Here is a 13,103-nt window from a genome sequence, read left to right on the forward strand (position 1 = left end):
GGAGTTTATCCATCAAAATGAAATGTACTTCGTTGGATAAGTTTTTATACCTTAAATTATTCCAGCCAGATTTAAGTGTGTCTACCGATTGAAAATCCATGTTTTGGGTTATTACCTCGAAATAATCACTTTCGACTTTTGTTTCTGTCTTTAAATCACTACTTGCATCTTTTTTTTCGGTTTTACAGTTACTAAATACGATAGAAAATAGCAGTACTATTGCAAATGTACTTAGGAGTTTTTTTGTTGTTAACATGTTTGTTTATTATTAGTTAATTGATACCTAAATATACGTGTTTGTTTTTTGTGCTACTTAGAGCTCGTTAAGTTTACTGTTGTCTAACCTTTTAATAAGTTCCCAAAGCTCATCATTACTTAAGCCATAACTTTCTACAGTTATACCAAAACGCATATCATATAAAAATAACACTCTGTAAAAGTTATCTTTTTTTACATAAGTTTCTAAAACTTTTAATCCGTTTCGTTCATAGGTTTTTTCGTAGCCAGATGCTTTTTTGCTATTAATTTTTATGTTTTGAGCCATATAATGAGTGTTTATAGCTAATAAACCGTCTTTACTTGCTCCGTCGACTATGGAAATTTCTAGTTTATGATTTTCATCGTTTTTGTAAATAGCGCCTGCGGAAGCGATATTGTCTTGTGAAATACGACTTGTTGTAAATGTTTCTCTTTTAAAATCACCCAAGTTTTCAGGTAACCAGTTTTTAAGTTGTGCTTCAGTGGCGGGCTCTGTAGCTTTTAAACGTTCTCTAAAATCATTAGTCTTAGGTGCTTTCTTTACTGCTTTTACAGTTTCTTGAAGAATTTCTTTGTTTTCTTTTTTATCGGTATTGCATGACCAAATAAAGAATAAGTACAGTATGATAAAATATGTTTTTTGTGGTTTCATTTGTATAGTTGTTATTTAGATATGCATTTAAGCTTTCCGTTTTCATTTGCTATTTCAAGTGTTTTTTTTACTAGAAACTCTGGAGTGAACATTTTGCCGACAAAGTTTACTATAGGTTGCCCTGCTTCAGAATTTGCCAAGTTATTTAACTCTAATTGTTCATTAGCAAACTTGAATTTATAATATAATACCATATGAGGAAGTTCATGTTTTACGGTTTCACTGAAATCAAATTGTAGTTTCTTTAACCATAAATTAAATGTCTCTTTATCTTTTGGGTCAAGATCTGAATATCTTCTCTTACCTTTATCTTTTAAAAATTTAGCTAAGGCGTCATTATACATGTTTTTTGCTCTATTGCCTAATTCGAAAAGCTCTATTTGGTTTTCACCCAAAACTATAGAGTCGTCATATAAAGTTTGATTTCCAAAAAAGTAGTTCCTAATTTTTATCTCATATTGTTTAGAAACTCCATCATCTTTATCACCATCGGCAGATAACCCATAAAATTCTTGCGGGCAGTAATTAATTGCAGTACCAGCAAAGAGCACCATGGATTCTATTCCTAACCAATCTTTCTTTTTGCACGGATCAGTTTCAGTTTCTGCCTTTAAATCACAGTAAGCCAACATTTCTGCATATGCTCCCATTATTTGTAAGCATTTTCCTGTTTTAGATTCGTTAGAGAATTTATTTAAAGCTTCAGAAAAATTTCCCATTAAGTTTTTAAACTTCCGATCTTCAATTTTTTTGTTTATTTCTTTCATGGTATTTCCCCATTCAGCGTCCGTATCTGCCTGTTCTTTTCCTGCGTCTTTTGCTTCTCCAAAAGCATCTTTGGCTGCATTCAATATATCACTTAGTTCTTGTGCTTGTAATGAGCTGCAAAACAGCAATAGAATAATTATGATGTCGCTAATTTTTTTCATGATATTTGATTTTAGTTGTTAGAAAAACCTTGAGCTTTGTATTCACTTTTGTTAATAACTAGGTTTTGTTGTTTAATATCTGTACAAACCATACTAAAAGCGCCCTTTTTGTCTTTTTTAGAAGTATGATTCATTTCCATTAGCATCGTATTTTCACCAAGAGGTAAAATACTATTTGCTGCTTTACCCATGCCACTTATTCCTCCTAAAAAGCCTACTGGAGTTTCATCAGTAATCCAAATTCTTGTCACTCCTTCTTTTGAGGTTATTTGAAATCCTTTACAGAAATAGCCTAAAATTGTTTTGCTGGGTATAGAAGTTATTTTAACATCACTATTTTTTACATCAGCTTTTTGGTTTAGCTTTTTAGTGTATTTGGCCATCATGCCATAATTCATTGGTAAATTCATTGCTGTTTTTTGTTCTCCGTTGTCACTAAATAGTACCATGAGTTTGTTTTTCATGTCCATTACTGTAATATTATTTTGTTTTCCATCAGTCATAGAATTTCCAAAATATGCTTTGTTTGGTTCCAACCAATATTTCATGTCTGTTTCTTTTTTATCCGTATCAACCTTCATAGTACACAGGTATGAGAATTTATAGGTATCAGGAACAGCATCAAGTCCGCCACCAAACATTTTTGACATTTTTTGCTGCATAGCACCTTCTTTTCCTTTGTTTTTTTTCGAAGGATTACTAGTTGTAGCACTGTCTATAACCTGCTCTGTTTTTTTGGTAACGACTTCATCTGTTTTTTTTAAAATGGTTTTTTCTGCTGCTTCTTGAGCTTTCTTTTTTAATTTTTTAAAAAATTGGGCTTCTGCTGTATAACTCATACTTAAAAAAAGTAAGGTTAATATTATGTGTTTTGTTTTCATGGTTTTAGTTTTTTTATGGTTTTTAAAACAACTATTCCGTTTTTATTTTCTTTAATTTTTGTTTTAGTAATTCTTATATCAAACTGATCACCAGAGATGAATTGATCTCCTGGAATAAACTGATCGCCCGGGATAAACTGATCACTAGGAATAAACTGGTCACCGGGGATGAATTGATCTCCAGGTATATAACTATTTTTAATATCAAAAGCTAATACAGTATTATTTGTAGGAACTAAAGAGTAATTTCCGTAGAGCATTCCTTTGTAAAAGGAACTATTAGGATATTTCTTTTTAACTATTTCTGGGTTCTGCATCGTTTCAAAAAGCTCAATATTTTGTATTTTATTTGTATTGTTGTCTACAATTAAGATAATTTTTGAACCGCTAAGATTAGAAGAGTTGTTTTTAATACTTGTTATTCTAAAATTAGCAATCCCTACTTTAGCATCGTATTTAGAATCATTAATAGCCCCACCAATAGAAACCATGGTAGGTTGCATTTTAAATCGAGGTAAGTTTAAAATTAATTTATTGTCTAAAAATATTTTGAGGTTACTGTTTTTACATGCTATTTTAACATGACGCCAAATAGGTTCTAATGTATGTAGATCTTTAAAAAAGTTCTCGGCTTTACCTGATTCGGGTTGTAACCAACTAGTAGATATTCCATTTCGTTTTATAACAAAAGGATTATAACAAATAGTACCTTGTTTATGGCTGTATTTTCCGTTCCATAACCTAACAATAATACGTTGACCGTATATAGAACTTGTTTTACCAAAAAAAGCATCAAACTCTATGGTAAAATCACCATTAATATAATGGTTAGTTTGGTTGTTAACCACGGGTTTAATAATACTGCCATGTAGTAAACTTATAGTATTAAAACCTTCAATTGTCTCAACAGTTGCCATACCAGTAATTACATCCCATTTACTGGGGAAATCCCCCATAGTTTCCCCTGAAACATCATCAAAAAATATTTGAGAATAGCCTACATGTGAAGCTATAATCATGATTAAGAATAAAAACTTTGCTTTCATAGTATCTGTTTTTAGTTATTACTATTTGGAGGAGTAAAAGAGGGATGATGTTTATTTGTATTAATAAACATAAATGCAAAAGGATGAAGTTAAAAGGAGTATAATTTCAAAAGAAACTATTTAACTACATGCAACTTAAAAGTAAAATTAATAGTTAAGTTGTTAAGAGGTTTATTTATAGTTTGTTTTAACCAGTACATACTTTGTATGCTGAAACTTATGAATCGTTTTTTGCAAAGTTACAAGATGAAGTTTTCAAATTAGGAGGGTTTTTGTTGATTTTATAAAGTGAAATACACTAAAAATGAAGTGGTTATGTTATACTGAATTTTTATAAGTATATTTAAGGAAACGATGTAAGGTATGATTCGAGCAATTATTATAGACGATGAATTTAATGCCGTTAAAAACTTAAAATGGGAAATAGAAAGCTTTTGTAGTGATATAGAAATATGTGACACATTTACCAATCCTTTAGAAGCAATATCGGGGATTAACTATCTAAAACCCGATTGTGTTTTTTTAGATATTGAAATGCCAGAGATGGATGGTTTTCAGTTGTTAGAAAGATTAACTTTTAGAGATTTTGACTTGATCATTACTTCAGCATACGATAATTATGCAATAAAAGCTTTTAAAGAACATGCGGTAGACTATTTACTAAAACCGATAGATTCAGAAGACTTGCTTAAGGCAATAAATAGAGTGCGTCAAAACCAACAAGGAAATACACTAGGTAATCAGTTAAAAAATATTATAAAATCATACATACCTGAAAAAAAGTTCGCACGTTTGGCAATGCCACTTTTAGGAAAAACCATTTTTGTTGATTTTAAAGATATTATATACTGTAAGTCTGAAGGAAGCTATACAGAAATACATTTTAACGAAGATAATATGGAGTTACTTTCTAAAAAGTTAAAAGAGATTGAAGCGCAAACAGACGATTCATTTTTTAGAGTACATAATTCGTATTTAGTTAATTTATATTACGTAAAAGAGTATGTGAAAAATGACGGACCTTATTTGGTATTAACAAACGGGGCGACAATCCCGATATCAAGAGCCAAAAAGAATGAATTATTGCAGTTGTTAAATTCCTAACATCACATTGGAACAATCTTCGCTAACATATTTTTTTAGCCAACCGCATCAAAATGGCTTTTTAGTATTTACTTTAGGGATACTTTTTATTTTAACAGTTTATCACTTTTTACTGTATTTTCAGCATAAAGACAAGCTCTACCTTTTGTACGGGGGCTATACGTTTTTTATTTTTTTATCACAATTACAATGGCTTAGAGAGGTGTTTTTATACCACTTTTTTAAACCAGTAGAAGAAGTAATTAAGTTTCCTGAAATTTTTACAGAAACCTACTATATAATGTATGTTTTCTTTGCTTTTAAATTTTTAGAGATAAAAAAGGAGCAACCTCTTTGGTATAAATGGAGTTTTAACGGACTGTATGTAATCATAGTGTATTGTGTGCTTAAACTCTTAGTTTTTATAATTACAGGAAATAGGAATATATTATTCTCAGGATACTTCTATTTTACGGTGATGATGACAGTTTTAGGAATCATTATGTACATTCCTTTTTTTAAATCGAAAAGTGTGTTAAAGTATTATATGATTGGCGGATCTATGGTACTTTTCATAACATCGGTTTCATCATTGTCTTACTACTTATATTTAAATAGAATTGGAGAAAATGTAGAGCCTGCGTATAGTATTTTATATATAGGATTTATTCTAGAAAACATCATTTTTTCATTGGGATTAGGACACAAACAAAAGCTAATTTTAGAAGAACGAAACGAATCGCAAAGACAATTAATTCAGCAGTATGCAGAAAATGAAGAATTGCGAAAAGAGGGTCAAAAAAAGTTAGAATTAGATATTGAAGCGCTGAGTAAACAAACAGAACTTAAAAAGTTAGAAGAGGTTAAAATGCAATACGATAAAGAGTTGGCAGAATTAAAAGTAGCAACATTGCGCAACCAAATGAATCCGCATTTTATTTTCAATTCGTTAAATTCTATCAAACGATACATTATTGATAACGATAAAGTAGAAGCCGTTTTTTACCTCAATAAATTTTCAAAGCTGATTCGAAAAATTTTAGCGAGCACTATAGATACAGAATCTTCTTTACAAGAAGAATTGGAGATTTTAGAGTTATACATGAGCATAGAAAATACAAGACTTGATAATACAGTAGATTTTTCGTTAAGTGTAGATGAAGCACTGAATTTAAGAATGATAAAAGTTCCGCCTTTAATAACCCAACCGTTTATTGAAAATGCGATTTGGCACGGACTCGCATTAAAAAAAGGGAATCGGAAACTAACCGTACAGGTTTTTAAAGTAAACGAGAATCAAGTGCAAATAGATATTGTAGATAATGGGATTGGTAGAGTGAGATCAAGAGAGATTAAAGAGAAAAAAATACACCAACGATCTTCTATCGGAATTAAACTTACCGAAGAACGCTTGCAACATTTTGCTAAAAATTATAAAAGTAAATCAACGATTGTTTTTACAGATTTGTACGCAAAAAATCAACCTGCAGGTACTAAAGTGTCATTGTTAATTCCTTTGATGTAGTCCAAAACATTTATACAAAAGTCATCATATTAATCTTGTTAAAAGCTGTAGTTTTGTCTAGTAAAAAAACAAGTTGTTATGATTTTACATCTCAAAACGGATAAAATACAGAATGAATTATAAGTATGCTTATTTAGTTCGATTTCAATATTTAGGATTTCGATTACACGGTTGGCAAAAACAACCTAATTTAAAAACAGTTCATTTTTTTGTAGATAAAACGTTGAAATTTGTTTGTAAAGGAATCCGTTGTAAATCGGTGGGAGTTGGAAGAACAGATGCCAAAGTTTCATCAACCGATTATTATTTTCAGTTGTTTATTGATGAAAAGCTAGACGAGGCTTTTTTTATGGAAGATTTCAATCGAAATTCTCCTTCTGATATTCGTGTGGTTGCTGTTGAGCAAATAGAGGATGAAACATTTAATATCATTCAACATCCAAAAACAAAAGAATACCGCTATTATTTTTCTCACGGAGAAAAGAACCATCCGTATGGTGCAGCTTTCTTAACAGGATATTTGGAAGAGTTAGATGTAGAATTGATGAAACAGGGAGCACAATTGTTTCAAGGCTTTCATAATTTTAAGCATTACTGTACCAAACCATCACCTGAAACAAAAGTTGAGAGAGAGATAGATGTTTGTAAGATTGAAGAAAACACAGAGCTAACTGCTTCATTTTTTCCAGAGAAAAGCTATGTGTTAATCATTAGAGGAAGTGGTTTTTTACGTAACCAAATCCGTTTGATTATGGGAGCTTTAGCAGAACTAGGTAAAGGGAATTATGATTTAGAGTTTATAAAGAGAAGTTTGAGTCCTGAAAATAGTGATATTGACTTTATGAAAACTATTGCTCCAGCTTCTGGGTTACATTTACATAAAGTAGAATTTAAAAAATAAAGCTTGTCAATCGACAAGCTTTATTTATACTATATTTTTAAAGTAGAATTACTCTTTAATTAAACTTCTTGAGATTACAATCTTCTGAATTTCTGAAGTTCCTTCGTAAATCTGAGTAATTTTTGCATCACGCATTAAACGCTCAACGTGGTATTCTTTAACGAAACCATTACCTCCGTGAATTTGAACTGCCTCAACAGTTTGTTCCATTGCTACTTTAGAAGCGTATAATTTTGCCATAGCCCCTTCACGATCGTAATTTTCACCAGCATCTTTCTTGCAAGCAGCAGCCATTACTAAATGACGAGCAGCAGCAATTTCAGTATACATATCTGCTAATTTGAAAGCGATAGCTTGGTGGTTACAAATTTCAGTTCCGAAAGCTTTACGTTCTTTAGAGTATTTTAAAGCTAATTCGTAAGCTCCAGAAGCAATTCCTAAAGCCTGAGCAGCAATACCGATACGTCCACCAGATAAGGTTTTCATTGCAAATTTGAATCCGAATCCGTCTTCACCAATACGATTTTCTTTAGGAACTTTTACATCGTTAAATTGTAACGTGTGTGTGTCAGAACCACGAATACCTAATTTATCTTCTTTTGGTCCAACGTGAAAACCTTCCATACCTTTTTCAACGATAAAAGCATTGATTCCTCTATGACCTTTAGCTCTATCTGTTTGAGCAATTACTAAGTAAACATCTGCACGACCACCATTAGTAATCCAGTTTTTAGTACCGTTTAATAAGTAGTGATCTCCTTTGTCTTCAGCAGTAGTTGCTTGCGAAGTTGCATCAGAACCCGCTTCTGGCTCACTTAAACAAAAAGCTCCTATTTGCTCACCAGTAGCTAATTTTGTTAAATATTTTTGTTTTTGTTCTTCAGTACCATAAGCTTCTAAACCATAACATACTAATGAATTGTTTACAGAAACCATTACTGAAGCAGAAGCATCTATTTTAGATAATTCTTCCATAATTAACACGTAAGAAACCGCGTCCATTCCGCTTCCTCCGTATTTAGGATCTACCATTACTCCCATAAAACCTAACTCTCCCATTTTACGTACTAACTCGTCTGGGAATTGTTGTTTCTCATCTCTTTCTATAACTCCAGGCAATAATTCGGTTTGAGCAAAATCACGTGCAGCATCACGAATCATTAAATGCTCTTCTGTAAGATTAAAATCCATTATGTTTTTATGTTTTATTAAATTATTCGTAAAAATTGTGCTCAAAGATACTTTTTTAATAGCAAATTTTCAATAGAGTTGCTATTTTTACTTTATGCAAGAAAAATATATTTACTGCATCGGATTGATGTCGGGAACTTCGCTAGACGGAATTGACTTGGCGTATATAAAAATGCACGCTTCTTCATACAAAGATTTTGAAATTTTAAAGGCGGAAACCATACCATATTCCAAAGAATGGAAAACGAAACTGCAAGTAGCAGTTGCTTACAGTAATGATGAGTTGAAATTAGTAGATGTAGCTTATGGTAATTTATTGGGTGAAGTACTAAATGATTTTCTTAAGAAGAATGCTATTAATAATTTAGATTTCATAGCATCGCACGGACACACTATTTTACATCAACCTGAAAACGGAATCACGCTACAAATAGGAAATGGACAGGTTATAGCCAATAATACTCAGCAAAAAGTAGTATGTGATTTTAGAACACAAGATGTACAACTAGGAGGACAAGGTGCGCCTTTGGTACCGATTGGAGATAGCTTGTTGTTTGCTGATTATGACTATTGTTTAAACTTAGGAGGTTTTGCAAATATTTCCTATGAGAAGGAGAATCAAAGAATTGCTTTTGATATTTGCCCTGTAAATATTGTGTTGAATCATTACACACGTACAATAGGACTGGAATATGATGATGAAGGAAGAATAGCTTCCGAAGGAAAAATCAATACTCAATTATTAGAACAACTGAATTTACTTTCTTTTTATCAAGAAACACCTCCGAAGTCATTGGGGTTAGAGTGGGTTCAGAAAAACATTTTTCCTTTAATAGATGAATACGAAACGGATATTCCTACAGTTTTAAGGACTTTTATTGAGCATACAGCTCTACAAATAGGGAATGTTGTAGAGGATGAAGCTACTATTTTGGTAACAGGCGGAGGAGCTTTTAATACTTTTTTAATGAGTAGGGTTGAGTTTTATGCAAAAACAAAAATCAAACAAGCAGATAAAGAACTTATCAATTATAAAGAAGCGCTCATTTTTGCATTATTGGGGCTGTTAAAAGTTCAAAACAAAGTAAATTGTTTACAATCAGTAACTGGGGCAAAAAAAGATCATTCTTCTGGTAAAGTTTTTTATCCGAAGAAATAATGTAAAGTATTTTGAGGAATATTGTTTTTTATGATAAATTTGTTCGGAAACAACTACACATTAAAACTATAGTAAAATGAATCAACTTTAGCTTCCCCAAAGGGGAAAAATCACAACTCAATTTTTAAGCAAGAAAAAGAAACAGATAAAGTTGAAAATCATCTATTATAACATTAAACAATGAAAGAATTATTAAAGCAATACGAAGAAAAGCAACCAGAAATAGTATTTAATTGGAAAGACCCTGAAACTGAAGCAGAAGGATCGAACCGTTATAAACTCGTTAAGAGGAGGTGCTGCTGGTGGTGGTACACGTATGCGTAAAGGATTAGATAAATATGAGGTAACATCGCTTGCAAAAACGATGGAAGTAAAGTTTACCGTATCAGGACCAGCAATTGGAGGAGCAAAATCAGGAATTAATTTTGATCCGCAAGATCCTCGTAAAAAAGGCGTTTTAGAGCGTTGGTACAAAGCGGTAGCTCCATTATTAAAAAATTACTACGGAACAGGGGGTGATTTAAACGTTGATGAAATTCACGAAGTAATTCCAATTACGGAAGATAGCGGTGTTTGGCATCCACAAGAGGGCGTTTTTAACGGACACTTCAAGCCAACAGAGGCTGATAAAATCAACCGTATTGGTCAGTTACGTAACGGAGTAATTAAAGTACTAGAAGATAAAAACTTATCACCAGATATTATTAGAAAATATACGGTAGCTGATATGATCACAGGCTACGGTGTTGCTGAAGCAGTGCGTCATTACTATGATATTTATGGAGGAACTGTAGTAGGAAAGCGTGCTGTAGTTCAAGGTTTTGGTAACGTAGGTTCTGCTGCTGCTTATTATTTAGCGCAAATGGGAGCTAAAGTAGTGGGAATTATCGACCGTGTTGGTGGAGTTATCAAAGAAGAAGGATTCTCTTTTGAAGAAATTCAAGAATTATTTTTAAACAAAGATGGTAATACCTTAGTATCTGAAAACATGATTCCGTTTGAAGAAATGAACGAGCGAGTGTGGAATTTACCTTGTGAAATTTTTGCGCCTTGTGCAGCTTCAAGATTAGTTACACAAGAACAAGTTAACAAAATGATCGGTTCTGGTTTAGAGGTTATTTCATGTGGAGCGAATGTTCCGTTTGCAGATAAAGAAATTTTCTTCGGCTCAATTATGGAAGATACAGATAAAAAAGTAAGTTTAATTCCAGATTTTATATCTAACTGTGGTATGGCAAGAGTATTTGCGTATTTTATGGAAAGAAGAGTAGAAATGACGGATCAAGCTATTTTTGAAGATACGTCAAATACGATTAAAAAAGCGTTACAAAGAACACATGCTAGAAGTGCAGCAAAAACTCAAATAAGCGAAACTGCTTTTGAAATTGCGTTGAAAGAACTAGTGTAAAACTAACAGTTTTTACAAGAGTTACATAGCTGTTTTTAGCAAACAAGCACAATAAAAAATAAAAGTCTTCCTTTAATGTAAATAATAAGGAAGACTTTTTACATCAAACAATTTTAAACAAAACAAATCGTTAATTATTTAGCGAAAACATTACATAAACCCTAATTTAGTATTCATGCTATTATTTCAAGAAACTCAAGAGTTGGTAGAGGAAGTTCCTCAAGAAAAAACCTTATCAATCTATAATTTAATTATGGATGGCGGTATAGGTGGGCAAATTATTATTGCGTTGTTATTTGTGTTGTTAGCAGTGGCGTTATATATTTATTTTGAACGTTTTTTTGCCATCAAAGAAGCTTCTAAAGTTGATGTTAATTTCATGGATCAAATTAGAGACCATGTAACCAACGGAAGAATAGATAGCGCAAAATCACTTTGTGATAATACGGTAACCCCAACAGCTAGATTAATAGGAAAAGGAATTTCTAGAATAGGAAAACCTTTAGAAGATATTAACACAGCTATTGAAAATGCGGGTAAATTAGAGGTGTATCAATTAGAAAGAAATGTTTCAGTATTAGCAACCATCGCTGGAGCTGCCCCAATGATTGGGTTTTTAGGAACTGTAATTGGAATGATAGTTGCGATTCATGAAATAGCAAATTCAGGGGGACAAATTGATATTAAGATGTTATCGGATGGTTTGTATACAGCAATGACAACGACAGTTGCAGGATTAATTGTAGGAATTATTGCATATATAGCTTACAACCATTTAGTAGTTCGTACAGATAAGGTTGTTTATCAAATGGAAGCAAAGTCTGTTGAGTTTTTAGACTTATTAAACGAGCCAGTATAATGAATTTACGAGGAAGAAATAAAGTCAATCCAAATTTCAATATGTCATCAATGACTGATATTGTTTTTTTGTTATTGATCTTTTTTATGCTAACATCAACATTGGTTACAGTGAGTGCGATTGATGTGTTGTTGCCTAAAGCAGGAGGAAAAACTGAAAATCAAACTTCGGTAGCAGTAACCATAACAAACGATGCGTCATTTTATATAGACAAAACAAAAGTTAGTAACGTAAATTTAGAAAGAGAGTTGTTAACTAAAGTAGGTGTAGACAAAAAGAAGACAGTGGTAATTCGTGGCGATCAAAATGTGCAATATAAAAATGTAATGCAGGTGATTGATATTGCGAATAGAAACAAGTTAAAAATGATTTTAGCTGTTAAAGGTAAATAAATGACAGTTTTAGATACCCAACATAAACGCAAATCAGCTGTTATAACAGCAATTATTCTGATATTGTTCATTATTGGAATATTCAATTACGGAATGAAATATCTCGATCCACCAATTGAATATGGTTTAGCGATTAACTTTGGTACTTCTGAAGTAGGAAGTGGAGAACCTGTTGAAAAAACCAAAGCTCAAGCAACTCCACAACAAGAAGAAGTTGTTGAAGAACAAGTAGAAGAGACTCCAGAGGAAACAATAAAAGAAGAAATTATTACAAATGATACTGCTGAAGAAGTTCCAGTGCTTGAAAAAAAAGAAGCAAAGAAAGAGGCTGTAAAAGAAACTCCGAAAGAAGAAAAACCTAAAGAGCAACCAAAGCCAAAACCATCTAAAGAAACAACAGATGCTTTAAATAGTTTATTAAACGGAACATCAAAAGATGGAGCAAATTCCGGCGAAGGAGATGATAAACAATCAGGTGTAAAAGGAAACGAAAAAGGAGACCCAAATTCAGATAAATACTACGGAAATTCTGGAAGTGGTTCAGGAGGTAATTATAACCTTGCAGGAAGAAAAGCTTTGTCAAAACCTATTGAAAAACCCGATTGTCAAGAAGAAGGGACAGTGGTGGTAAGCATCGAGGTTGATAGAAATGGAAAAGTAACAAAAGCAATCCCTGGAGCTAAAGGGACTACAAATTCAGCTTCATGTTTATACGAAGCGGCAAAAAAAGCAGCTTTAAGAACGAAATGGAATGCTGATAGTAATGCGCGAGTAAAAGAGATAGGGACAATTATCTACAAGTTTTCTCTATCAAAATAA

The 13,103-nt window shown here is 32.2% G+C and carries 13 protein-coding genes and 1 pseudogene (1 of these 14 cut by a window edge); 8 read left to right on the top strand and 6 right to left on the bottom strand.

The window, feature by feature from the left end; translation table 11 throughout:
- The 5 genes in view from AC3VI6_RS08355 to AC3VI6_RS08375 are tightly spaced (at most 57 nt apart) and all read right to left on the bottom strand, a layout consistent with a single transcriptional unit that may run on beyond the window.
- Positions 1–256 carry the 5' end (the start) of a hypothetical protein gene (locus AC3VI6_RS08355; RefSeq protein ID WP_497705838.1) on the bottom strand. It extends 725 nt beyond the left edge of the window, so 256 of the gene's 981 nt are visible here — the first part of the coding sequence; the start codon lies at positions 254–256; its stop codon lies off the left edge, out of view.
- Between the two features lie 57 nt (positions 257–313).
- Positions 314–910: a hypothetical protein gene (locus AC3VI6_RS08360; protein WP_497705839.1), complete on the bottom strand. Its 597-nt coding sequence runs from the start codon at positions 908–910 to the stop codon at positions 314–316.
- An 11-nt stretch (positions 911–921) separates the two neighbouring features.
- Positions 922–1,839 (bottom strand): hypothetical protein, encoded by a 918-nt coding sequence (locus tag AC3VI6_RS08365; protein WP_497705840.1) that lies wholly within the window; start codon positions 1,837–1,839, stop codon positions 922–924.
- 11 nt (positions 1,840–1,850) lie between these two features.
- Positions 1,851–2,720, bottom strand: a complete 870-nt coding sequence (locus AC3VI6_RS08370; protein ID WP_435254307.1) for a DUF4412 domain-containing protein — start codon at positions 2,718–2,720, stop codon at positions 1,851–1,853.
- Positions 2,717–3,766 (bottom strand): hypothetical protein, encoded by a 1,050-nt coding sequence (locus AC3VI6_RS08375; protein ID WP_497705841.1) that lies wholly within the window; start codon positions 3,764–3,766, stop codon positions 2,717–2,719. Before AC3VI6_RS08375 ends, AC3VI6_RS08370 begins: the two co-directional genes overlap by 4 nt.
- A gap of 363 nt (positions 3,767–4,129) precedes the next feature.
- On the opposite strand from AC3VI6_RS08375, the gene AC3VI6_RS08380 reads away from it, so the two are divergent.
- From AC3VI6_RS08380 to AC3VI6_RS08390, 3 genes are all read left to right on the top strand, one after another.
- Positions 4,130–4,870 (top strand): LytR/AlgR family response regulator transcription factor, encoded by a 741-nt coding sequence (locus AC3VI6_RS08380; protein WP_298999700.1) that lies wholly within the window; start codon positions 4,130–4,132, stop codon positions 4,868–4,870.
- 7 nt (positions 4,871–4,877) lie between these two features.
- Positions 4,878–6,374 (top strand): sensor histidine kinase, encoded by a 1,497-nt coding sequence (locus tag AC3VI6_RS08385; protein WP_497705842.1) that lies wholly within the window; start codon positions 4,878–4,880, stop codon positions 6,372–6,374.
- Between the two features lie 112 nt (positions 6,375–6,486).
- Positions 6,487–7,275 carry a tRNA pseudouridine synthase A gene (locus AC3VI6_RS08390; protein WP_497705843.1) on the top strand — a complete coding sequence of 263 codons (789 nt, stop codon included), beginning with the start codon at positions 6,487–6,489 and terminating at the stop codon, positions 7,273–7,275.
- Between the two features lie 48 nt (positions 7,276–7,323).
- Here the strand turns inward: AC3VI6_RS08390 and AC3VI6_RS08395 are convergent, their stop codons facing one another.
- A complete protein-coding gene (locus AC3VI6_RS08395; protein WP_274635115.1) occupies positions 7,324–8,466 on the bottom strand; it encodes an acyl-CoA dehydrogenase in 1,143 nt (380 codons plus the stop codon).
- 94 nt (positions 8,467–8,560) lie between these two features.
- Between AC3VI6_RS08395 and AC3VI6_RS08400 the strand changes: the two genes are divergently transcribed.
- The 5 genes and pseudogenes from AC3VI6_RS08400 to AC3VI6_RS08420 all read left to right on the top strand — a co-directional run bounded on the left by AC3VI6_RS08400 (position 8,561) and on the right by AC3VI6_RS08420 (position 13,103).
- A complete protein-coding gene (locus AC3VI6_RS08400) occupies positions 8,561–9,625 on the top strand; it encodes an anhydro-N-acetylmuramic acid kinase (RefSeq protein ID WP_497705844.1) in 1,065 nt (354 codons plus the stop codon).
- A 180-nt stretch (positions 9,626–9,805) separates the two neighbouring features.
- Positions 9,806–11,033 (top strand): annotated as a pseudogene (locus tag AC3VI6_RS08405) (Glu/Leu/Phe/Val dehydrogenase dimerization domain-containing protein).
- 175 nt (positions 11,034–11,208) lie between these two features.
- Positions 11,209–11,892, top strand: a complete 684-nt coding sequence (locus AC3VI6_RS08410) for a MotA/TolQ/ExbB proton channel family protein (protein WP_274635118.1) — start codon at positions 11,209–11,211, stop codon at positions 11,890–11,892.
- Entirely contained in the window at positions 11,892–12,284 is a 393-nt protein-coding gene (locus AC3VI6_RS08415) for an ExbD/TolR family protein (RefSeq protein WP_299011675.1), read from the top strand. The genes AC3VI6_RS08410 and AC3VI6_RS08415 overlap by 1 nt, the downstream gene beginning before the upstream one ends.
- Positions 12,285–13,103: an energy transducer TonB gene (locus AC3VI6_RS08420; protein WP_497705845.1), complete on the top strand. Its 819-nt coding sequence runs from the start codon at positions 12,285–12,287 to the stop codon at positions 13,101–13,103. It begins immediately after the preceding gene.

This window comes from Tenacibaculum sp. TB-56 (assembly GCF_059716275.2).

Coding starts and splice junctions, on each gene's coding strand:
- AC3VI6_RS08420 (WP_497705845.1), top strand. CDS start 12,285: ATGACAGTTTTAGATACCCAACATAAACGCAAATCAGCTGTTATAACA.
- AC3VI6_RS08370 (WP_435254307.1), bottom strand. CDS start 2,720: ATGAAAACAAAACACATAATATTAACCTTACTTTTTTTAAGTATGAGT.
- AC3VI6_RS08415 (WP_299011675.1), top strand. CDS start 11,892: ATGAATTTACGAGGAAGAAATAAAGTCAATCCAAATTTCAATATGTCA.
- AC3VI6_RS08375 (WP_497705841.1), bottom strand. CDS start 3,766: ATGAAAGCAAAGTTTTTATTCTTAATCATGATTATAGCTTCACATGTA.
- AC3VI6_RS08395 (WP_274635115.1), bottom strand. CDS start 8,466: ATGGATTTTAATCTTACAGAAGAGCATTTAATGATTCGTGATGCTGCA.
- AC3VI6_RS08365 (WP_497705840.1), bottom strand. CDS start 1,839: ATGAAAAAAATTAGCGACATCATAATTATTCTATTGCTGTTTTGCAGC.
- AC3VI6_RS08410 (WP_274635118.1), top strand. CDS start 11,209: ATGCTATTATTTCAAGAAACTCAAGAGTTGGTAGAGGAAGTTCCTCAA.
- AC3VI6_RS08390 (WP_497705843.1), top strand. CDS start 6,487: ATGAATTATAAGTATGCTTATTTAGTTCGATTTCAATATTTAGGATTT.
- AC3VI6_RS08380 (WP_298999700.1), top strand. CDS start 4,130: ATGATTCGAGCAATTATTATAGACGATGAATTTAATGCCGTTAAAAAC.
- AC3VI6_RS08360 (WP_497705839.1), bottom strand. CDS start 910: ATGAAACCACAAAAAACATATTTTATCATACTGTACTTATTCTTTATT.
- AC3VI6_RS08400 (WP_497705844.1), top strand. CDS start 8,561: ATGCAAGAAAAATATATTTACTGCATCGGATTGATGTCGGGAACTTCG.